The 22,734-nt window shown below is 33.5% G+C and carries 23 protein-coding genes; 4 read left to right on the forward strand and 19 right to left on the reverse strand.

What is annotated here, in order from left to right; all coding sequences use genetic code 11:
* Positions 1–322: 322 nt before the first annotated feature.
* The 7 genes from JK636_RS01785 to JK636_RS01815 all read right to left on the reverse strand — a co-directional run bounded on the left by JK636_RS01785 (position 323) and on the right by JK636_RS01815 (position 4,101).
* Positions 323–535 carry a hypothetical protein gene (locus JK636_RS01785; protein ID WP_202747119.1) on the reverse strand — a complete coding sequence of 71 codons (213 nt, stop codon included), beginning with the start codon at positions 533–535 and terminating at the stop codon, positions 323–325.
* Positions 528–1,703: an ArsA family ATPase gene (locus tag JK636_RS01790; protein WP_202747120.1), complete on the reverse strand. Its 1,176-nt coding sequence runs from the start codon at positions 1,701–1,703 to the stop codon at positions 528–530. Before JK636_RS01790 ends, JK636_RS01785 begins: the two co-directional genes overlap by 8 nt.
* Positions 1,704–1,876: 173 nt before the next feature.
* On the reverse strand, positions 1,877–2,359 hold the full coding sequence (locus tag JK636_RS01795) for a MarR family winged helix-turn-helix transcriptional regulator (protein ID WP_202747121.1): 483 nt from the start codon (positions 2,357–2,359) through the stop codon (positions 1,877–1,879).
* A 150-nt stretch (positions 2,360–2,509) separates the two neighbouring features.
* Positions 2,510–2,683: a hypothetical protein gene (locus tag JK636_RS01800; protein ID WP_202747122.1), complete on the reverse strand. Its 174-nt coding sequence runs from the start codon at positions 2,681–2,683 to the stop codon at positions 2,510–2,512.
* Between the two features lie 94 nt (positions 2,684–2,777).
* A complete protein-coding gene (locus JK636_RS01805) occupies positions 2,778–2,969 on the reverse strand; it encodes a hypothetical protein (RefSeq protein WP_202747123.1) in 192 nt (63 codons plus the stop codon).
* An 89-nt stretch (positions 2,970–3,058) separates the two neighbouring features.
* Positions 3,059–3,565, reverse strand: a complete 507-nt coding sequence (locus JK636_RS01810; protein ID WP_202747124.1) for a cysteine hydrolase family protein — start codon at positions 3,563–3,565, stop codon at positions 3,059–3,061.
* Positions 3,566–3,780: 215 nt separating this feature from the next.
* Positions 3,781–4,101, reverse strand: coding sequence for a LytTR family DNA-binding domain-containing protein (locus tag JK636_RS01815; RefSeq protein WP_202747125.1), 321 nt, complete (start codon positions 4,099–4,101; stop codon positions 3,781–3,783).
* A 224-nt stretch (positions 4,102–4,325) separates the two neighbouring features.
* Here JK636_RS01815 and JK636_RS01820 point away from each other — a divergent pair, with 224 nt between their 5' ends.
* Entirely contained in the window at positions 4,326–4,622 is a 297-nt protein-coding gene (locus JK636_RS01820; RefSeq protein WP_202747126.1) for a hypothetical protein, read from the forward strand.
* 76 nt (positions 4,623–4,698) lie between these two features.
* On the opposite strand, the gene JK636_RS01825 is transcribed toward JK636_RS01820, so the two are convergent.
* The 7 genes from JK636_RS01825 to JK636_RS01855 all read right to left on the reverse strand — a co-directional run bounded on the left by JK636_RS01825 (position 4,699) and on the right by JK636_RS01855 (position 16,847).
* Positions 4,699–8,667, reverse strand: coding sequence for an OmpL47-type beta-barrel domain-containing protein (locus tag JK636_RS01825; protein ID WP_202747127.1), 3,969 nt, complete (start codon positions 8,665–8,667; stop codon positions 4,699–4,701).
* A gap of 65 nt (positions 8,668–8,732) precedes the next feature.
* On the reverse strand, positions 8,733–10,541 hold the full coding sequence (locus JK636_RS01830; RefSeq protein WP_202747128.1) for a cache domain-containing sensor histidine kinase: 1,809 nt from the start codon (positions 10,539–10,541) through the stop codon (positions 8,733–8,735).
* Between the two features lie 8 nt (positions 10,542–10,549).
* Positions 10,550–11,761, reverse strand: coding sequence for a response regulator transcription factor (locus tag JK636_RS01835; RefSeq protein WP_202747129.1), 1,212 nt, complete (start codon positions 11,759–11,761; stop codon positions 10,550–10,552).
* Positions 11,762–11,897: 136 nt separating this feature from the next.
* Positions 11,898–13,661 (reverse strand): FAD-dependent oxidoreductase, encoded by a 1,764-nt coding sequence (locus tag JK636_RS01840; RefSeq protein ID WP_202747130.1) that lies wholly within the window; start codon positions 13,659–13,661, stop codon positions 11,898–11,900.
* A gap of 98 nt (positions 13,662–13,759) precedes the next feature.
* Positions 13,760–14,614 (reverse strand): carbohydrate ABC transporter permease, encoded by an 855-nt coding sequence (locus JK636_RS01845; protein WP_202747131.1) that lies wholly within the window; start codon positions 14,612–14,614, stop codon positions 13,760–13,762.
* Positions 14,615–14,627: 13 nt separating this feature from the next.
* Positions 14,628–15,545: a carbohydrate ABC transporter permease gene (locus tag JK636_RS01850; protein WP_202747132.1), complete on the reverse strand. Its 918-nt coding sequence runs from the start codon at positions 15,543–15,545 to the stop codon at positions 14,628–14,630.
* Positions 15,546–15,557: 12 nt separating this feature from the next.
* Positions 15,558–16,847 (reverse strand): ABC transporter substrate-binding protein, encoded by a 1,290-nt coding sequence (locus tag JK636_RS01855; protein ID WP_202747133.1) that lies wholly within the window; start codon positions 16,845–16,847, stop codon positions 15,558–15,560.
* Between the two features lie 321 nt (positions 16,848–17,168).
* Between JK636_RS01855 and JK636_RS01860 the strand changes: the two genes are divergently transcribed.
* Entirely contained in the window at positions 17,169–17,357 is a 189-nt protein-coding gene (locus tag JK636_RS01860; protein ID WP_338025720.1) for a DUF2087 domain-containing protein, read from the forward strand.
* Between the two features lie 16 nt (positions 17,358–17,373).
* Complete coding sequence (locus JK636_RS01865; RefSeq protein WP_202747134.1) at positions 17,374–17,949, forward strand: DJ-1/PfpI family protein; 576 nt, start codon at positions 17,374–17,376, stop codon at positions 17,947–17,949.
* A gap of 85 nt (positions 17,950–18,034) precedes the next feature.
* Here the strand turns inward: JK636_RS01865 and JK636_RS01870 are convergent, their stop codons facing one another.
* The 4 genes from JK636_RS01870 to JK636_RS01885 all read right to left on the reverse strand — a co-directional run bounded on the left by JK636_RS01870 (position 18,035) and on the right by JK636_RS01885 (position 21,276).
* The gene (locus JK636_RS01870; protein ID WP_202747135.1) at positions 18,035–19,018 is read right to left on the reverse strand and encodes a phosphotransferase enzyme family protein; all 984 of its coding nucleotides are present in this window, start codon (positions 19,016–19,018) and stop codon (positions 18,035–18,037) included.
* 542 nt (positions 19,019–19,560) lie between these two features.
* On the reverse strand, positions 19,561–19,911 hold the full coding sequence (locus JK636_RS01875; RefSeq protein WP_202747136.1) for a DUF2200 domain-containing protein: 351 nt from the start codon (positions 19,909–19,911) through the stop codon (positions 19,561–19,563).
* Positions 19,912–19,975: 64 nt separating this feature from the next.
* A complete protein-coding gene (locus tag JK636_RS01880) occupies positions 19,976–20,341 on the reverse strand; it encodes a ribosomal maturation YjgA family protein (protein WP_202747137.1) in 366 nt (121 codons plus the stop codon).
* 23 nt (positions 20,342–20,364) lie between these two features.
* A complete protein-coding gene (locus tag JK636_RS01885; RefSeq protein ID WP_202747138.1) occupies positions 20,365–21,276 on the reverse strand; it encodes a PhzF family isomerase in 912 nt (303 codons plus the stop codon).
* 297 nt (positions 21,277–21,573) lie between these two features.
* Here JK636_RS01885 and JK636_RS01890 point away from each other — a divergent pair, with 297 nt between their 5' ends.
* Entirely contained in the window at positions 21,574–21,984 is a 411-nt protein-coding gene (locus JK636_RS01890) for a hypothetical protein (RefSeq protein ID WP_202747139.1), read from the forward strand.
* 79 nt (positions 21,985–22,063) lie between these two features.
* Here JK636_RS01890 and JK636_RS01895 read toward each other — a convergent pair whose 3' ends face one another.
* Positions 22,064–22,432: an HsmA family protein gene (locus tag JK636_RS01895; protein WP_202747140.1), complete on the reverse strand. Its 369-nt coding sequence runs from the start codon at positions 22,430–22,432 to the stop codon at positions 22,064–22,066.
* Positions 22,433–22,734 lie beyond the last annotated feature (302 nt).

A 22,734-nucleotide genomic window follows, 5' to 3' on the forward strand; every position in this document is an offset into this window, starting at 1 on the left:
TTGAATCTTCAAACAAGTACACATTTTTACAATGCAGATGAGCTTATAAGATTGCTATTAATACTTTGAAATTCAGTAGATTTAGAAGACAAAAGTTGGATTATGAGCAATGAGTAATTAATTCATATTTTTCCTATACGACGAAGCAAAAGATCAGCTGACCTCTTTTTTAACAACTTAAAATTAATGATCACGCAATCAATTATCAAAATTATATTTTCAGCGAAAGAATAGTTGATTTCAAAGTATTATCGCGATATCTTCTTATCTTTATAAGAAGATATCGCGATAATATCCTAATTGTTTTCAAACAATGACTGCTTTATTCTATTCCAATATTTTTAAGGCCATCTTTTTCTTTGCTCTTGTTTACAGGTTCATCTTTGATTTCTTGAGAGCTTTCATTAATACTTTTTAGTACTATCTTGCTTAAGTTTCTTAAGTTATCTGACATTTCTTGTGGCAGCTGATTCAATATTTTATCAGCTTTAGTTAATTTATATTTAATTATATTTTTAATTAACGCTTCATTCATTTTTGTCACTTCCAAATCTTATCTTTAATACTTCATTTTCAAACTTAGCTGATTTTATTGATAGATTTAAAAGTGTTCTTGGAAGAGTGATATTTCTTTTTATGCTTCCAGCCTTAATAATAAGTTCATCGCCCTTTTGGTTTAGTGAGAGCTCCTCTTTATTTAGAAAAGGCATATTTATGGCTAAAATATAATCCTCTCCTTCTTTAGAAACTGCTTGCGACCTTCCATTAAATTTTATTTCAACTGGATTTTCATTTTTAAAAACTGCCTCTGCCATTCTATTAAGCATCTGCATTCCTACAACCTCATTTTCAAATAATGGAGCATAATATATTGGTAATGGCGAAAAACTTTCAATTATACTTTCTCTATACTTTTTCTGAATATCCTTCCAGACCTTAAAATAGCTGTCTGTTACATTGTCCGGAATAACTCTATTAACTACAATTGCATCCACATTAAAATCATAAATATTGAGATAGGTAAAACTTCTTTGTGCTTCCTTAATAACCATCTTTTCAGGATTAACAACAATTCTTATGCTGGTTATATCTCTATCAGAAAATATTTTTTTCATTTCATCAAGCTGATAATACATATTGTCAATTTCATCAAGAACTTGTGAAGAAGGCATTGGTATCTTTAACATAGTCTCAGCAATTGGACCGGCAACCTTTATAGCCTTTTTCTTTATAGGAAATAACTTTTCCATCCACCATCTCAGCATTTCAGGGAAACTTAATAATGCAAGTGTCTCTCCTGTTGGTGCGCAATCTATAATTATAGTGTCAAATCTGCCTTCCTTATAATACTTTAGTATTCTTAGAAGACTTAGCAGATCCTCCATACCAGGAAAAACAGTGAGCTCTTGTGTTGTAATATCTTTTACAGTTTTTGATGTGAAAAGTTCAGTTAAATATTTTTGAACCTTCCCCCAACCTTCTTCCACCTCATGTATTGCATCTATTTCTTGTGCCCAAAGATTTTGACTTATTTCTTGAGGTTCATTAGATAATTTTATATCCAAAGAGTCTCCAAGACTGTGAGCAGGATCAGTGCTTACAACAAGAGTTTTCATCCCTTGTTTGGCACTTTCCAAAGCTGTGGCTGCAGCAATGCTTGTTTTTCCAACTCCACCTTTTCCTGTATATAGTATTATTCTCATGATAATTCCTCCTTATTGTCGGAAGCACTGAACAATTAAAAACTCTCGCTTCCGCTCGAAAATTGCTCGTTGAAGTCCATTTAGGACTTCAACCTCCATTTTTATTTTTATTACTTATGTCAAATATTACGATAACCGAAGTATTTCTTTTGAAAAATGCCCACTCTGGGCAACTATTCAATATTTATTTTCTTTATAGTTGTTTTGTTATTGTCATCCTTAGTATCGGATATTTGAGATTGTAATTTATTTATAATTTTAAAAACTATGTTTATCAAAAACTGCTGTTCTTCTTCTGTTAGTTCGTCAATAACCATCTTCAAATACGATGATATCAAATTTTTAAAATTTGTAATTAATTCTGAGCCAGCGTCAGTAAGTTTTAATACAACTATCCTTCTGTCAGTTTCACTCCTACCCCTATCAATATATCCATTCCTTACAAGTCTATCTATTATACCTGTTGCTGTACTCATTGGAGAATTAATGTATTCTACTAGTTCTGTCATTGTTGCTTCTTTATTTTTATCAAGAAACAACAGCGTAAAAATCTCAATTTTTGAAAATTTTATATCAAGGTTAATCCATTCACTAGGAAAAAATAATTTCTTGCTATTGTCAATCAGCATATCTACAATATTATCTAAATCAAACATTACTTCCTCCGCCAAACACTTCGTCTCTCGAAATATATTAATTATATAATACTCCTCTATATTTTTTATGTCAATATACTATGCATGAGTTTATAAAAAATATTGTTGGCAGCATAAATGTATTGTGAGAAGTACTATTTCCTTCAATGGTCATAGAACTATTCTTGACAATGCATACCAATGATACATGGCATCATCAAAGTCTATAGGATTATAGGTTTCTGCGAGTTCATTATCAGCTTCATTGCTTCTTTTAACTTTGATGCTGCAATTAATTATTACTACAACTATATTTCTAGCGAAAAGGACAATTAATTTTTTCAAAGTTTTATCGCGATAATTGAAATTAAGAACAAATAAAAAGATGCTCCATTCTCATAAGAGCAGCATCATTTTTGTTAACCTATAGTATGTGCTATTAACTTAAGTTCTCACTACTTGAGATCTTTTTATTAAAACTGTAAGCGCCAATGAGAGAAAGAATGCACACGGTTCCTTCAATAATAGGTACTATAATAGGCTTTTTTAGAAATACACTTACTATAAGAGTTATTAAAAGCACTAATGCTACATCTATACATACAGTTCTCATTATATTAAAATTTTTCACAACCTCACCGCTTTGTCTTATAGCTAGTCAAATCCTCATTAAAGGCTTACGCCTCTCGAGTCCAGCTTTTTATTTAATTTAGCATCTTTTTATATAGCCTCATTATAATTCAATAGCTCTACACGTGTTGAAACTCCTTTGAGTGCAATTTTGTGTACTGCTTCATTTACAGTTGTGCAGCAATCAGATAGTATCTTTACACTATATTTTTCTGCTTCTTTAGAAATGGCAGTGAACACAATACAATTTTGTGTCATCATTCCACATACAAGAATTTCTTCTACTCCAAGCTGTGATAATACTTTCTCTAGGTTTGTCTCATAAAAGCTGTCTGCAAATTTCTTTATTACTTTCTTTGCATTTGAAGCCGCCTTTAATATCCTTGAATGAATTTCTGCTCCTTCCGTACCTTCATTAAAAAATGATGAGCTGCCATCTGCAATATGCTGAATTAAAATTACAGGTATATTATTGTCATTCGCCTTTTCAATAGCTTTTTCCACATTATTTAAAGTATTTTCAGTATTCCATAGCGGAAATTTTCCATATTCAAAATAGTCGTTTTGTATGTCAATAACTATAAGAGCTTTTTTCATTTTATAACCTCCTAGTTAGCTTTATTTAAATTTATATTATACCATATTCTGTAATATATAGTGCAGCTATAATGTGATTTTTTATGCAAAAAAAAAAATAGCCTAACCCCGTATTATCAATAGCTAAGGCTATAAGTCTCGTTTACTTATACTACAGTTCCCCGCAACACATGTAGAATAGATTTTTATAAATTATTGATTTGAATATTTATATTTTAATATTTATCTTCAGGATGAAAACTTCCCTCATTCTTAAGATAACAGTTAAAGAATTGCAATACAATTTCATAAAGCTTCTGCCTCGACTCAAACACCTTGTCCTTACAATAGATAAATACTTTATTATCTACTGCCTCAAAATAATACACATCCGCAATATGCAGCCTGTGTATATTACATTCATCATAGCCAAGAATCACTGCTTTTTCTTTTTTTAATTTACTTATCAATTTCAGTATGCCATCATTCACCTCATGACACCTGATTATAATCTCTTCATCAAGTTCCATACTGATTTCCTCAATTGATATCTTCATGCTCTCACCACTTTAAATCTAATTTTACTCTCACAATTTATATTATATCAGGTAGAGCCTAAAAACTACCATATACTTCATCATAGTTTTATCTATGATGTTTCCACAAAAATCACCCCCATAGTTACTCAATCTGTTGAACTTTAACACACGCTATAATAAAATAGAAAATACAAGCTGTTAATCAATGTATAAACTGTGCAACTTAAATGGGGGTTACAACTATGACAAAAGAAGATTTGATATCATTGCAGCAAAAGGCTACGATGCTGCGAGTTGAAGGTAAATATAAAGAAACTATTGAGAATTGTTATACCCTTCTTGAAGCTGGAATAGAACTTAAGAATTATAAATCAATTTTAACTGCCTATATATACTTAGGAGCTTCATTTTATTGCATAGGAGTTACAAATAATTTGTCTTTAAAAGAATTAAATTTTAGTGAGTTATTTAATATTGCAGACATTAGACTCTACAAAGCTAAGCAGAATGGAAGAAATCAAGTTTGCGCTGTAAGCTAATGAAGGCTTAAGTAAATTTACTTATATGCAAAAAAGCCACAGGAAGTTAAAATCCTGCGGCTTTAGTATTTTTATGCTATTTTCCCCTTAACAGACTATCAATTATAAAATGAGCATCAGCATTTAAAACTGTCCTTACTTTATCCTGTGCTTGGTTTCTTAATGCTTCGTTGCTAAGATGTTTTATGAAACCTTCCATGTGTTTTGCGGCCTGATCAGGTCGCCTTTTATCAATCTGGTGCTGCGCTTGGTTAAGGCTGTTGCTAAGCTGTTCTAACAGTGGTCCACCTAATTCATTTGACTTTTTATACCTATCAATTAATACTTTCATTGATTCAATGCTTGTTTTAACATTAAACGGTAATACTGTTTCAAAGGAATTACCAGCATAGTCTCTAATAGTAATACTTGCAGAAAAATATCCAGTTTTTCCTGCCATATCTATATTTACAAGCTGTTCACCTTTGTTTATGTTATAAGTCTCCCCGCCAATATTTATTTTAGCTTCAGAAACACCTGAAAGGTTATCTTCAACCTTAAAGATAAATGGTTGTGAGTCTTCAAATGAGCTGCCTTCGCCTAGCTGTTTTCCATCGGCTATCAACATAAATGTAGGTTTGCTTTTATCTATTCTTATAGTTTCTGTTTTGGCTTCTTCTATATTACCTGCCTTATCTATAGAACGATACTGTATTTCGTGAGTTCCTTCTTCTGTTATAGATATGGGCTTCGTGTAGTCTATCCAGTCTCCGCTTCCCCCTAATTTATACTCCGTGCTAGCTACTCCCGATACATTATCTTCAGCACTTAACAATATAGATATATCTGATTGATACCATCCCTCTCCTTTTGTTCCCTTAATCTCTGCTTTTGTAGTTGGGGACGTTCTGTCAACTGTTATATCTAAAGCTTCTTCTGCCTTGCCATAGTAGGATTCCGCAGCTGCTTTTATAGTATACTTTCCATCGGCTATATCTTTTATCTCATAATTCCAACTTCCATCCTCTACTGTTTTAACCTGAACACTTTGCTCTCCAATTGTAAGATTTATATTGCTTGTCTTAGCACTAGTACCGGATATTGTAAACGGAAGTTCCTTTATTATTTGATTGTTATAAGGAGCTTTTACAGAAATTGGGCTGCCACCTATAAGTTTATAATCATGCCCTGGTGTCAATTGGAACTTAAAAGAGCCCGTCTTTTCTTCGTAATTAAATTCCACATTTGTATTAGCTGTAACATCTATAATTACCATATTGCTTGGATTCCAGCCTATATTATCATTGGTTATTGTGGAAGTGGTACTTCCATCGATATAAGTATATTTATACTGCGAACCATTGTTGGCAATAGGATACACCTTCGCATAGAATTTGTTTACTTGTGAATCCTGTAATACAACCGTTCCTTTTCCACCAATAAATACAGGCATTTTATCCTTTGGGAGGCTAAAATTCTTTAAAACTTTTGGCCCGTAATAGACTTCTCCGGTCTCAAAGTCCATCCATTTACCTTCAGGCAAGTAAATATCTCTTGAGGCTGCACTTGCGTAGTCACTGCCATATAACGGTGTTACAATCATTGATGGCCCAAGCATCCACTCATATTGTTTAGTTGTCTTGTTAGCAAGATTGTAGGTATTGGCATCAGATGAAAATGCGATAGGCAGTGGGGTCATTGTATAAGGATATCCTGTATTAAAGCTGTCAACCGCTGCACTATAAATATATGGTGCAAACTTAGAGTGCCAATCTGCAGCCTTCTTTACTATTGCCTCATATTGTGTATTGTTCATTTTCCACGGACCAAGCCCCATTGACATTGCAGGACTAACAGCTGCAAACATTGCATTCCTTACAAAATACTCTTTTTGGTCAGCAGTTAAAGTATTGGGTAAGTATTTACCTGCAACTATATCAGGGTAAAAATTAGGAGCGGCGCTTGCAGCATAGTTAAGTCCATTTATAACTGGCCTATCCTGGTCAGAGCCATACTGGGTATCTTCGAGTCTTATGATGTCTCCCGGTACTGAATATGAAGAATTTCTTACCATTACATAGTATCCACTTCCCATAAGCTTGCCATTTGTTTCATTAGCCTTTGCATCATTATAAAGCTGACTTCCATCACCGAGCATAGTATCTTCCTTAAACCCGTCTACCCCCCAAGTATCCACAAGGGATTTATACCAGTTCACAGCTTCTGGATTCTTATTATCCAGTAGATAGACTTTCCCCTTAGGGAAATTGACACTAAAGGTACTAGTCTTACCTGAGGAATCCTTCATGAAATATCCGTTTTTCAGGCCATCTAACGGAAAGCTTCCATCATTAGAAGGATTATAATTACCGCCATCTGCTGCTGTCGCTTTAAAATTAGTCCTTAGTCCCAGCATAAGTTTTATGCCATTACTATTAAAAAACTGCTTTAAGCCTTGTACATCAGGATATCTTGGGTTTGGCAGCCCATCAGTTCTGCCTGAGGAATCATAGGTATCATCCCATATGCCAAAACTTGTTGTGCACCCCTGATTATCCTTGTTTCTATCACCCTTCCAGAATCCTGATCCTATGACACCCCATTTCAGGTTGTAGCCTTTATCTATGTAACTCTTTAAATCATTCGTAGCAGATTGCTGATAAGTGTTCCAGCCAAGTGATCCAAATGCCTCATATCCAACTTCAAAGAATTCATACTTAGGCTTATAATCAGGATATCCCTCATTTATTCTTGCGTCCTTGTAATCCTTATATATTTGTTCCATGCTGCCTATAAAATAATATAATTTGCTCACATTATCTACATTTGCAGCTCCAAGGGTATTTTCATCAGAGTTGATGATTACTCTTTTCTTTCCATCCTCAAATAAAACCTCAGCAAACTTCTGAGAAGGGAATACAGCAAAGTTGGATTCAAAACGCTTTGCATTATCAGTGTCATGGAAGTCAGAATCTGATATTCCAAATACATTTGTGCTGCTTCCGTAACCTCCTTGGTCGCCTAATCCATATACTAGCGCCATAGGAGCTGTCCTTGCATCTATTATTACCTTAGTAGATTTAATAATGGTAGATGTATTAATTGCCCAAGAACCGCTTACTTTATTCCACGAAGCACTGCCACCGTTTTGAAAATCATCGCTTAAGAGTATCTTCGAATCAGATTTTACAGCAACATCATCAAAACTGCAGGCATCTTTATAAGTTCTCAGACCAATTGCACCGCTTGTGAGTCCTGAACCGCTATCAGTAATATTAATCTTTTCAATATCATTTAAGTAACACTTAATTGTATTACCTTCAATTTCAGCTTTTAACCTATACCAAGTATCCTTGTTGATTTTTTCATCTAATTGCTTCAAAAAGGTAGTAATCCCATTCTCTTTTTTAAAAAGCTCCAATTTCCCGCCAGAATTTAGCCTTAGGTGGTAGTAATTATTAACATCTTTATATCTGAATAACAATCCTGATGCACTGGAGCCAATAACTGAATTTGATGCTTTTACCCTGCCTTCAACAGAATAGTCTGTCCAAGACTTGTCTCCAGTCCAGGTAAGCCCTTCTCCTGCATTGTTTGTACCTATATAAACACTTTCCGCTACCGGTTCAGTGCCACCTGAGTTGTCTCCCGTCTGTACTCTTGGAACTATCTTGTATTTCGCAAAGCTTTCATTAGGATATATATAAACATCCGCTTCGTTGCCATTGCTGTTGGTAACCATCATATGCACTTCTTTATCGTTATAAGCTACTAGTGATGTTGTTTTTGCATCGTAAAGATCAGTACCGCCTGGTGCTGTAAACCGAAGCCCTGATACTTTATGAGCATCTGCTATCACTGTACCATCTGGACCCTTAAATGCATATTTAAAACCTTCTTTAGTTATTACAATCTTGTAGTTTGCTTTATTAATGATAATGTAATTACTGTCTTCATTCACCATACTTTCTGCTGTCAACGCCTTTACAGGCATGGTTGAAAGCACTGATACGAAAAGCATTATAAATGCCATAGCAGTGCTGAGTATTTTTATTTTTTTCTTCATTATCTATCCCTCCATAATACATATATACCCTGTCTTATGGTTAATATGGATATCATCAAAAATCATCAAATATTATCAGAATTATTTTTAGCAGCTGAAGGTATTGCTATAATTATACTAGTTCCATTATTAACCCTGCTTTTTATCTCTATACCGTAGTTTTCACCAAAACTAAGCTTTATCCTTTGGTTAACATTCTTTATTCCAATATGGTTTTCTTCCTTTATATATTCCGTCTGAAGTTCGTTATTAATCAAGCTGCACTTCTCTTCTTCAATCCCTGTTCCGTCATCATTAATCTCTATTAAAACCCTGTCCTCTGAAATATAGGATTTTATTGTCAAAGTGCATTTTTTATTGGTTGGTTTTATTCCATGATAGATTGCATTTTCTACAATTGGCTGTAGAGTTATCTTTGGAAGTACTGCTTCCAGAGTTTCTTCCTCAATATCATACACAACCTGGAACTTGTCCTCATATCTCACCTTTTGTATCTCTAAGTAAATTCTTACATGCTCAAGCTCGTTTCTTAATGTATTCATATATTCCTTTGTATCAAGACCTATTCTGAGAAGCTTTGAAAGATTGGAAATCATATGGCTTCCTTCATTTTCACCATTAGTAAACTCCATAACCTTCCACTTTATATTCTCTAAAGTATTAAACAGGAAGTGTGAATTAATCTGAGACTGAAGAGCTATAGATCTTGCCTTTTTTAAAAGGCTCATCCTATTATTAAGTTCTTCCTTAAGCTGCTGTACGTCGCTTATTGAGCTTTCCAAGCCTCTAGATATGATTTTAAGTTCATTTATCTTTGTCTTACTGTAAACTTTAGTGTCATTGAGATTTTTCTTTTCAAGTATTCCAATTATCTCTTCTATTGGAGTAAAAAGCTTAACTGCTATAAGAAATGAAATAATAAGTACTATACTAATGCTGAAGACCAAAAATCCAATCATTAAATCTCTGATTCTGTTTACCTTAAATTTATTGTCTTTGGTGCTTACCAAAGCTACAAAACTCCAGTCATTGTAGTCAGATTTGATATTATTTATGAAGTATTCTTTTCCCTCTATGGTTATTGTGCTTCCTTTTCCTAATTTTGACACACCTATACCCTGAAGAGGCTTTACGCTGCTTATATCTTTACCCAGCAAACTCTTGTCCTTATTGAATACAATTGAATTGTTGTTAAGTATATAGAAATCTTTAATAGTAACATCTTTGTTCTGATTTATGAGCTTATTAATTCTATCAATATCAATGCTCACTGCAACTACTCCTTTTTTCTCGCTTGAGTATAAAGGAATGGCCCTAAAGAAGGATATGGTATTCTTCTCAGGAAGCACTGAGGTCCAATAGGTCTTACCTTTGTTTTGTTTAAATTCTTTTTCGAGAGTGTCGCTGTACTTCCAATTCGCATAGTCCAGATTGCTGCTAACGATCTTATAATTGCTTTTTTCTGCATAAATACATATAGAATTGATGAAATCTCCGTAATACACATAGGTATTCATAGCTTTTTCTATACTATTTATGCTTCTAAGCATATCAGAATTTTTTTCATCATAGTTTTTGCTGCTGTATCTTAATATGTTTTCTACCTCAAGGTCTGTAGCCATACTTAAAAGAGTAGTCTCCACCTGTCTGCTTATCATATCTATGCTGTCCTTTGTCCTGGAAAGCGCAGCAAGATTTGCACTCATCATCTGATCCTTGTAGATGTTATTTAAATAATTGAAAGCTAAAAATACAGACAAAAATAAAGGCAGAGTTATAAAGAGATTTATAGTTATAAAATACTTAACCAAAATACTGTTAAATCTATATTCCTTTATATACTTCCATATATTTAAGCTCTTGAATTTCCCCATAATAACACCTATTTATCTTCTTTGTAATTAGTTGACCTGCGTTTCATAAGCATTTCTCTATAAGTATTTGGAGTATAGCCAGTATAGTTTTTAAAAATCTTATAAAAATACTTCAGATTTTTATAGCCTACAAGATTTGATATCTCATAAACCTTTAGGTTTTTATTGCTTAACAGTTCCTTGGATCTCTCTATCCTTGTCTTTGTAACATAATCAATAAAGTTAATACCCATCTTTTTCTTATAAACCTTGCTTAGGTACACAGGGCTCAGAAAAACAACTTCTGCTACCTTTTCCAGGGTTAAATCATCCATATAGTTTTCTTCGATATATTTATTAGCTCTTTTAATAATAAGTTCAGTATTGCTGCTGTTATTTTCTTCGATGGCATTAACAGCTGAATCTATCCACTTTTCAAAACTCTGAAGTGCATCTTTGTAGCTTACAGCTTTGTTGATATTTTTCATTTCATCTTTTAAATCGTTTTTAATAGTGAGTCCTACGTAAGAAGTGGATATTCTATTTAACAAAAGCACCAAAGTGTTATCTAAAAACTTCAGTCCAGAATTAAAAGGCATATTTACTATTTTACTTGATATATCTTTAAAGGTATTATAAATACACGTCTTATTAAACTCCAAGAAATATTCTATTAAATGAGACTGCTGCTCTATAAGAGCCTTGTAGTCATGTTGAGCACTTTTATTATTCTCTGCTTCTACTCTTGTTTCTTCGAGCAATTCATATACATCCTTGTATATTGCGCCCTCTTTCTTTAATATTATTTTTTGAGGCTCTGCAGCCTTTTGCTTTTCCTGTTGGAGCTTTTCATTTATATCTTTCACACGATCAAGGTCATTTTTAACCTTTGTAAATTTATTTTTAATCTCCTCAAGTTCAATTGGCTTTACTATATAAGAAACAACATTATACTCCAAAGCTTTCTTAGCATATTCAAACTCCTGATATCCACTCATTAAAATCACTTTTATATTAAGAGAGTTTTCAAATATATATTTAGCTACGTCCAGCCCTGATTTTCTGCTCATTCTAATGTCGCAAAGCACAACATCTACTGACATGGCATTTATATAATCTATTACTTCATCACCATCTTCGCATTTCATTACAACATTAAAGCCCAGCTCAGCCCAATCAACAAAACGGCTCAAGCCTTCCCTAATATTCTTTTCATCATCTGCTATAACAAGATTATACATACACATCACCAGACTTCTTCTAATTTTATTTATAGACGTTACCTTATAGTATTCTTCGTAATGCTTCAAAATCCTGCAGAACTGGTTTAATTGACAATTGAGAATGGACAATTGTCAATCGTCCATTCTCAATTGCTTAATACACTCTAATCTCATAAATGCTAATCTGCTCAGCTCCCCATGTACTCAACGGCTTAACCCTAATCTTGTCACAGCTGATGTTATCCACCATAGTACAGCTGAGTCTTCTATGATTATCTCTAATCTCTCTCTTACCTACCAGTATTTCCTTATCATAAAATTCTATATCATAATCTTTTACAATTTCTTTAGGAGTACCTTCCTGCTGGCGCTCTCTTACGCTGTGAGTCATGGAAACCATTATCTCTTTTGAAAGATTAGAATCAAATTTTATTCGTATTTCCTTAGGTGAAACCCTATTTTGAAAAGCTAGTTCAATCCATGGAGCCTTGTCACTGCTTTTAGCTATCCAAGCATTGATTTGATCTTTAACCGTTCTTGGGCATCCATTTATTATATTTTCTGGTTCACAGTTTTCCAGGAAACTTGAAGCGCTTACCTTTGCAGATAACGCTTGGTCATCTTTATCTTCATTTTTAAAGCCTGGTATAAAGCAATCGTCCTTCATAAGTTTCTGCTGAAGCTCACTGATATGCTCATTAAGCCCTCTTGGTAAAATCTTTTTCTCAGTGCACATAGCAGCTGCAGTTCCGGCGGCCTGACCGATAACAGCACAGGTTGCCATAACCCTTGTAGAGCCAAATGCCATGTGAGAAGCGCTTATATCTCTTCCTGCCAGCATTAGATTGCCAATATTCTTTGAGTATATTGATCTGTAGGGTATTGTATATAAATCTTCCATCATAATAAAATCATTTGGTTCTCTTCTTGTTCTTATTCCTCCTACAGTATGCATATCCATAGGCCACCCGCCATAAGCAATGGCATCTTCAAATATTCTTCCTGCAAACAGATCCTGTTCCCTAAGAATATAATCTCCAACTATTCTTCTGCTTTCTCTTTTTCCTGGCAAAAAGCCTACCCAGTCAAGAGCAAAATTATCTGCGTTGTGATGTCCTGAGTTTTTGATATGATCCCATACACCATATACAGCCTTTAAGAGTTCATCTCTTATTTGCTCTCCATCCTGTATAACCTCCAGATTATCTCCACCAATTTCAATCCACCAATATCCGCTGTTTATTTCATGATGTTCTCTGTAGGCCAAATCTTCCTCTTTATAAGTATTAGCCCACTCTGGTTTTACAAAGTCTACTTTTTTACCCATATCTATAGCTGTAAACAGCAAAGTGTTCCCCATAGTATGATTATCCGGCTCATCTGGAGCATATTTTTCTCCAAATACTTTTTTACCTTCCCTTCCAGACATGTATTCAGCTCCAGATAAATAGGCAATAGTACCATCACCTGTAGCATCTATAAACACTTGTCCATTAAGCTGAAACACTTTTTCTGTAGTTAATTGTTCTCCGATAACACTTACAATTTTATCTTCCTCTTTAATTAAGCTTGTAATATGAGTATTTAAATATAAATCAAGGTTTTCTTGAAATCTTGTTTTTTCCCATAGTATTGTATCTAATATTGAAAAAGAGTTGCTTCTATTGACTCTTTTGTTGTCTAATAAAATTTCTTCTATTATTCCGGTCTCTCTGGCATTTTGCCTAAAACCATGATAATCTGCCCCGCATATATGCATTCTTATTTCAGAGCTTGCATTGCCTCCTAGTACAGGCCTATTGTTTACAAGAGCAGTTTTTGCTCCTTCTCTGGCACTGGCTATGGCTGCACATACACCAGCCATACCTCCTCCAATGACTATTACTTCATAATCCTTAATTTTATTTTTCTTATCCATTTTTTCTCCTTTCAGTCAAAACACTGGTTAGTTTATAACGCTCGTTCACACTCGCAAACTACCCGTACAAGATCATTTAGATCTTGTACCTCGCAATTTTAACCTTTTACTGAACCAGAAGTGATTCCTTGAATAAAGTATCTTTGCAGGAATATGAAAATGAGCGCCACAGGTATGGATACAAATATTGAAGCCGCCATCATATTAGACCAGTTGTTTTGGAATTCTCCCATATAAGTTAGTGATAGCCCTGGTGCTAAGGTTCTTTTTGACGCTGAAGTAACAAGAGTCAATGAATATAAAAGGTCATTCCAACTCCATACAAATCCATATATTGCAGTAGATATTATCCCAGGCACTACAAGTGGAAATATAATCTTATGCATTATAGTCATTCTTGAGGCCCCATCAATGTTGCCTGATTCTATTAAGGAATCGGGAATTTCATCAAAATAGGATTTTAGTGTAAGAGTCCCCATTGGCAAGGTAAAGGTTACAAAAGATAAAATTAGTGATATATAATTATCCAACAGGTTAAACCGACGCATTACAGTGTAGATTGTAAGGAGCAGCACCGCAAAAGGAAACATCTGCGCTGTCATTACAAGCATCATGAAGGACTTTCTTCCTCTGTAACGAAACTTCGAAAAACTGTAACCTGCATAAGTGCATAGCGCTGTAGTTATAAATGAACTGAGAAAAGATACAAACAAACTGTTTTTAAGGTATGTTAATATTCTTTTATCTGTAATTACCTGTTTGAAATTTTCAAAAGTTATATGAGCAGGAATTATACTTGGGTTAACATTGAACGCATCCTTTGCAGGCTTTAAGGCAGTTATGATTATCCAGTACAGTGGGAACAGTACAAATAATCCTACTACAACTAAGGAAATCGTAAAGAAAATCTTAAACCCTGTGCTTTTACTGTCAAACAACTTATTTTCTGGCATAGTAGTCCCTCCTTTACTTTTCTCCCTGCATTTTTAGGTATAAGAACATAAATACTGATAATATGGCAACCCATATGGTTCCCATTGCAGATGCTCTCCCCAAGTTCCAGTTTTGGAATGCAGTTCTGTATACTTCTACTGATAGTGTAGTTGTTGATATTCCTGGTCCTCCTGTAGTCATAACCCATATAATATCAAAGTGCTGAAGTCCTGCTATAATACCTAAAAGTAAAATAAAGAATATTATATTTTTCATAGATGGAAGAACTATTTTAGTAAACACTTTAAAGTTTGTTGCACCATCTATTCTTGCCGCTTCAACAATATCATAGGATATTCCTTTTAATCCACCTATGAGAAGAGCCATAAACCAAGGCATGTACTGCCAGGTTCTTGCTATTATAACCGCCATCATTGAAAACTTTGGATCCGCAAGCCATGTAATATTTTCTTTTATTAATCCCGTACTTCTCAGTACATAGTTTAAAACTCCAAATTGGCCGTGGAATATCCACATCCATAAAAAACCTATAGCTGTTCCAGGTATTATCCAATTAACAAGAGTAATACCTCTTAAAATTTCTGATCCTCTGAAGCCTTGGTTTAGCACTATTGCCCATATAAATCCAAGCACAAAGGACAAAAGAGTGGTTCCAAAAACAAATATAAACGTATTTATAAGTATTTTGGTGAAGTTAGGATCAGAAAGAATCTTCCTGAAGTTATCTAATCCAATAAAGCTCTTTTGTGTAGTTAGCATCCCAGCCTTATAAAAGCTATGTGAAACTGATGATACAAAGGGATATAAAACTATTATAGAAAATACAATTATAGCTGGAAGTACTAACAGAAAGCCAAATTGGCTGTCTGTTAGTCTATTCTTTTTTATTTGTTCATCAGTTTTATTTTTTACAAATAAATTTGATTGCATATAGTCACCCCTTTAGTTGATGTTCTGTTGAAGTCTGTTTTGAGCATCCTCCAATGCCTTCTTAGGAGTTTTTGTTCCGAGTAAAGTATTTTGAATTTCTTCAGTAACTATAGTTGCTAACTGGCTGTCATTCTCATACTTTTGAGTTTCAGCCTTCTTACCTGTTTCTGTTATTTTTAGCCATTCACTTGACCACTTGTTATTTTTAACTTTATCATCATTGATAGCCGATTTTATTACTGGAACTGAGCCTGTAGCATCAAAATATTTTAATGAAGTATCTTTACTAATCAAATATTTTATAAAGTCTCCAGCCTTTGCTTTATCTTTAGCGCTTTTAAATATAACTAATTGATGTCCCCATAATGTAGACTGTGGCTTATCTCCTGCCTTTAAAACTGGTCTTGCCATAGGTTGTATTGTAGCATCTAACTTATCTGCAGCAACACCGTTACTCTTAGCGATACCTCTTGCTAGTATTGCGTCATCATAGAAAGCAACTTTGTTTTGAGCAAATAACTGTCTTGCATCAAATCTTGTTAAATCCATTGCTATATAGCCTTTATCTTTTAACCCTTTATACCAAGTTAAAGCTTTTTCGTTTGCCTCGCTATTTATAGCAACTTTTCCATCTTCACTTATATATTGACCACCAAAAGTCCAAAACCAAGCATTAACATCCTTTGATATACTTCCAGCTTCTTTAGTTGCAGCTGCGTAAGGAATTATGTTTTTGTCGTATTCTTTTATCTTCTTAAGAGCCGCTTCAAATTCATCTACAGTCTCAGGAACCTTAGTAACTCCTGCATTCTTTAGTATTGTAGGATTATAAACCATACCTATAGATGCTTGAGTCCAAGGCACTGCAAGCTGCTTTCCGCCTATATTACCAGACTTTAAAGCTGCTTCTGAAACATTTTCCTTCATCCAGTCTGCACCTAATACCTCATTTAAGTCCACTAGCACATCCATCTTTGCGAGTGTTGATAGCCAAGCCATATCAACCTGAGCTACATCGAGGTCTTGATTACTTTGAGTTCTTATTATGAGCTGCTGAAGTGTATTAGCCCAAGGCCATCCTACCCAGGAAATCTCAGCCTTATCCGTTGAAGTATTATAAGTGCTTATCATATCCTTTATTATTCCTTTATTTGCTTCTTCTTCGCCTGTCCAGCCTGCCCAAACTAACTTAGTCTTTTCTGCCGGCTTATTGCTTGCTTCATTTGTCTTACTTGAACAACCAACACCAGCAAGCATGCTAAGTACTAAAAGACCTGAAACTAAAATTTTAACTTTTTTCATTTTACCCCTCCATAAGCTTTATATATTTATAAGCCCTAATCACTTGACTAAGCTTATTGTAAATGTTTACTTAGCCAAATTAAATGGTACTACTTTTCTAACTTGGTACTGCAATTTTAACATAATACAAAAAAATATACTTTTAAAAATAAAAAGTATACTTTTTTATCTTCAAAGTCATGTTTTATTATCTATAACTAAAAAACAGCAGAGGAGGTTAAAAACTTATTTCAAAAGCATTTCAATAGGGTTTACGTGAAGATATAAATTAAGAAGGATAGCATTAAAATATTTAAATATTTGTCAGATAAATCAAGATTGTTGATAATAAGCAACCTGAAGGAAAGCCCTTTGTATGTAGAACTATTATCAGAAAAAGAAGTTAATATAATTATTGCTGATTTCCATGATGACTTTTGTACTATTAGAAGAGAAATGATTGCATTTAATATATTAGAAAGGCATAATAATATTTATAAGTTGGTAAATAAAGAAGGGGAAAGCATATAAAAATGGGGGGATTTTAATGAAAAGAATTTTTGTGTTTATATATGATGATATGGCAGATTTTGAAATAACGTTTATTACTCACTTGTTAGGAGCAGATTTATCTATGGAAATAGTAACTATTTCCTATGAGGACAAATTAATAAGAAGTAAATCAGGGGTTATTTATAAGCCTTCAAAACTAATAAAAAATGTCTTGGAGGAAGATGCTGACGGGCTAATAATTCCAGGTGGTTGGAATGGTGAAATAAGGCCAGAATTAATAGAGCTTATTCAAAACATAAATTCCAAGGGTAATCTATTAGGAGCTATTTGCGCAGGTCCAAGATTTTTAGCCAAAGCTGGGGTTTTGGATAGTGTAAGCTATACTACATCAATTGTTAACTGGACAGAAACACATAAGAAGGATTTTATGGAGGAGGATCCCTTCCCAAGACAGAATTTTATTTTAGATAGAGTAATTAGAGACAGCAATATTATAACAGCCCAAGGTACTGCATTCATTGATTTTGCAATTGAAATAGTTGATTGGTTTGGTGGATTTGATGATGAAGAAGATAAAAACGCCTTTACAAAGGTCATTAAAGGCATATGATAGATAAGAAAGTATAATTTAGAAAAGTAGAGAGTGTAATAGGCCAAATGCATAAAGCCCCTATATACACTCTTTCTATAATAAATTAAATTGGCATTGCAAATGTATCTTTTCTCTTATTTAATAAATTCTCTAATTTAATTCTTAAACTTTCCATCCAATCAGGTTCGTTGTTCCACTTTTCTTCTGCAGAGCGAAGTATTCGAACATATCCAAATAAATTAACATATCTTCTGAAAACAGGCAATAATTCTAGCATTTCATCAGAAACAGCGTACTCCAAGCGGTAACCCCTAATAAACTCATTTACCGAAGATTCTACTTGATCTTCCGGCATATCTTCTTTTATGCTATCTAATGATTGCTCGATATCCAATGCATACCAATGATACATGGCATCATCAAAGTCTATAGGATTATAGGTTTCTGTGAGTTCATTATAAAATACGTTGTCAGGCTCAAAATCATAATGTACAAGTCCAAAGTTCTCTTTTGTTGCCGGTAGTCTTGAAAAATAAGTTCTAAGTATAGATAACTCGTTTTTAGCAGCAGTTTCATTTGGAAAGTTTGATAATACATCTTCCATCCAGCACGCTGCTTCTTTCCAGTCATTACGTTTATTATTTACCGGGCTGAATTCACTGCTTAGTTTATGCAATCTTCCTAAGGCTTTACCTAAGCCAAAGATTAAATCCTTTGTAAGTGACATTTCTGCTATTTGTTTACCGGATGCTTTTTTAAATGCAACAGCATAGAATGTTCCCCAAGGTGTGTCTACTACTTCAAGTTCATTGCCGGCTTTAGATAATATAGTGTCAACTGCAGGATAGCCATTATCCCTTAAATAGCTCAAAAATTCAAGTTCAGCAAGTATTTTTTCCATTGGCTTTTCTTCAGCAGGTGTAAATCTAAGAAAAAAAGCTTCACCTTGATTCTTACACCAATAAACTGCATTTGATGAAATTCTATAATACTTTAAAAGGTTAGGGTCATCATAATCATACTCCCAATTTTTGAGTATCATTTGAGCTAAATCTTTATTATCAAATAAATATTTTAATTTTAACATCCATATAACCTCTTTCCTTATTGGTTTACTATTGAAATCTCCTTTTCTATAGAAAGATATATACAATGCAATAAAGTCCATGCATTAATGCACTAGAACTTTTACATTGTATATAATTTTAAAGATTAATTTGAGTTTGAAATAAAGTTATACGAAGTTATGAATTATCATTATCCTAAATTCATTTGTTAAAACTATTGATATAAAAAGTATATAAAAATACCACAGCAAGATTAACCTACTGTGGTATACCTAATATTCGGACATAAAAAAATACACGATAACCTGTACCGTGAATTCTAATACTAACTATTAAGGTCGAAAGGTTAAATCAAAATTGTTCAAAAGGCACACTAAATAAAGAGTATACTAAGTACTCGTAAAAAATCCTTTTGAACCCATATGCAATTATTTTAAAATCACCTCATATAACTTTTGCATAAAAAAATTCACTCCTTTCGCCTAAAATCTACCATTAAACCTTAACCGTAATATACCATATGGTTACTAAAAATGCAATGTTAGCAATGAATATAAAATTATTATTTCCGCAAAATCTTATCCATAGCTTTTCCCTTTGCCAGTTCATCGATTAGCTTATCCAAATAGCGAATTTCCCGCATAATTGGTTCTTCAATATCTTCCACTCTAACACCGCAGATCACACCTTTGATCAATGCCCTCGAAGGATTCAGCTTAGGAGCTTCAGCAAAGAAGTTCTCATAGTCTGTCTGTTTTTTAAGCTGTGCTTCTAACTCTTCCTGACTATATCCTGTCAACCAACGGATGATTTCATCCACTTCTGATTTTGTACGTCCTTTTTTCTCCGCCTTCGCAACTAAAAGGGGATAGACACTTGCTACACTCATTTTATAGACATTATGTTTACTCATTATACACCCTCGCTTATGTGATTTTCTTTATTATATCACTAAAAATAGTCGTAGCAAACGAAAGTTAACTTGCCGCCCTCTTATCCCATACAAAAGAAATTATACTTCCAACTAAATAACATATAATATCTTTTATATCAAATGAAGAACCTGCAATTGTTGAAACTACTTTATTGTTTTGCAGATGAATCAGATTTAGAATATGAAAATACTGTATCACTTCTACCATTGAAGCAAATAAAAACAAGTATAAGGGTAAATATGTTATTGGTGTTTTTATAAAGGCTTTTATAAATGTGTACATTAAAATAACAACCAAAATATCTCCAATATATGGCCTGATAATCTTATCTTTTATAAAAAGTGCAATAATTACTTCTGTTATAAATAAAATAATAAACCACACCATGTATTTAATATTGATTTTCATAAAATTTTTTCCCCTTTGTCAATTCAATCTTCTATGGTTAGCTCCGATTTGAATGCAATTACTGCACTTCCAGAAATCTTAACTTCTACAGGCTCTTTATTTTCAATTTTAACTTCAACTTCAATAATTCCTGGGCGCTTTATGGCTTTACCCTGCTTAGCTTTGAATTTAAATATAGAATTATCATGGCGAACAAGCTTGTGATGAACAAGATATGCACCTAAAGGGCCATTTGCGTTGCCGGTTACAGGATCTTCATTGATACCAATTGCAGGTGCAAACATTCTCCCATGTACTAAAATATCCTTATTCTCAGCATCCACTGTAAAAACATAATATCCATTACATTCAATATCCTTGCTCAGCTTAGAAAGCGCATCGTAATTCGGCTGCAATGCATTTAAAGTTTCAATACTTTTTATACCGATCATAACCTTAGAGTGACCCGTTGACACTATCTGAATTTCATAGTTTTCCAGTAAATCATTATGTTTTATATTAAGGGCATCCAAAAGTTTTTCTTTGTTTGTTCCATCAATAATACTGCCAAATTCAATTTTTCCCTGGGTCATAACAATTTTGTAATCGTCATTTTCCTTTATTATATTAACCGGCAAAATACCGGCACCCGTTTTATGATAAACCGTTGTAGTACCAAAATTATTTTCAACAGCACGCGCATAATGGGCAGCAATGGTAGCATGTCCGCAAATGGGCACCTCTTTTGTTGGACTAAAAAAGCGTACATGAACATCATACTCATTGCTATCTGAAGAAAATATAAAAGCAGTCTCTGAGTTGTTAAGTTCTCTGGCAATTTTCTGCATTTCATAATCAGTTAGGCCATCTGCATTCGTTATTACCCCTGCTGGGTTCCCTGCAAATTTCTCTTTTGTAAAAGAATCAATTTGATACAAACTATATTTTCTTGTCATGATTTTTCTCCTAACTATATTAAATTATAGATTAGCCTCTATTTTTATTTATGACAAATAGTATCTAGATATTATATTTTAATTATAGTTTTCCTTGAATCTTCACACAAGTACGAAATTGGCAATCAGATACTTGCGACCTGTATGCACATTTATCTTCTCCTTTTGTTTCAATTTGTTATAAATATACGAAAGAAGATGTGTATTTATATATAGAATTAAACTTTTTATCATAACAGGCAAGGTATCCAAGCTTTAATTATTTTAATATGAAAATTTTAGATAGGAGATGATAATGTGAATTCAAAAAGAAATTTTAGTTCAAAGGTTGAAAGTCTTGATATGAATGATGATGATGAGAATGGTTTTTTTGAAGGTAATGTTGATTTTGGAAAAGCCCTTGTGTCTTTTAATTTTGATGCTCCAAGTTTAGATAGCAAAGCATTTTTTAAGGAGCAACCTGTTAAAGCAAGCAGTACTTCTGAAACTAAAGCTAATATTTTTTCATCTTCACCAAGAGGCTTAACCCCTGCTGTCGATGGAGAAACATATTCAATAAAACGCGGCTATCAATTCAGACCTTCAACAATAAGAAAGCTCAATGAGATCAAAGCCAAGCATTCTGATTTAAATATTTATCTTAACACAATAATTGATGATGCAATTAATTATTACTACAATTATATTTTCAGCGAAAAGAATAATTGATTTTCTTCAGAGTTTTGTCGCGATATCTTCTTATCTACTTAAGAAGATATCGCGATAATGTTATTTTAAAAAACCTTTTTTATCTTGCCATTCCAAATATTGCACCTGAAATAAAAGGTATAAGCCATATAATCCAAACAACAATACTTAATTTATGGAAGTTTGCTTTAGCTTTCGCATCATTCTTAACTAATACTACAGTTGCCCAAACTGCATGAAACAGCATTAGTAAAATTGCAAGCAAGCCTGTAATTCCGTGAAAATTAAGTTTGAAGCCGCCTGATGCAATCTTGCTCATTATTGTTGTTCCAGTGGTGTCAAATATTAACCCTATATAAAATATAGCTAAGTGCCACCTTTTTAGCTCCCCTTGAACTTTTTCACTCCATACACCTATTGTGTAAAATACAAGAGCTAATGTGATTGTTATTATTGCAGAAATTAACATAATAAATTCCTCCTTATAGTCGGAAGCACTGAGCAATTAAAGATTGCTCACTTCCGCTCGCTAATTGCTCGTAAAAGTCCATTTAGGACTTTTACCTCCTTATAGTCGGAAACACTGAGCAATTAAAGATTGCTCACTTCCGCTCGCTAATTACTCGTAAAAGTCCATTTAGGACTTTTACCTCCTTATAGTCGGAAGCACTGAGCAATTAAAGATTGCTCACTTCCGCTCGCTAATTGCTCGTAAAAGTCCATTTAGGACTTTTACCTCCTTATAGTCGGAAGCACTGAGCAATTAAAGAT

It is taken from the genome of Clostridium rhizosphaerae (assembly GCF_016765585.1).
Lineage (GTDB): Bacteria > Bacillota > Clostridia > Clostridiales > Clostridiaceae > Clostridium_AT > Clostridium_AT rhizosphaerae.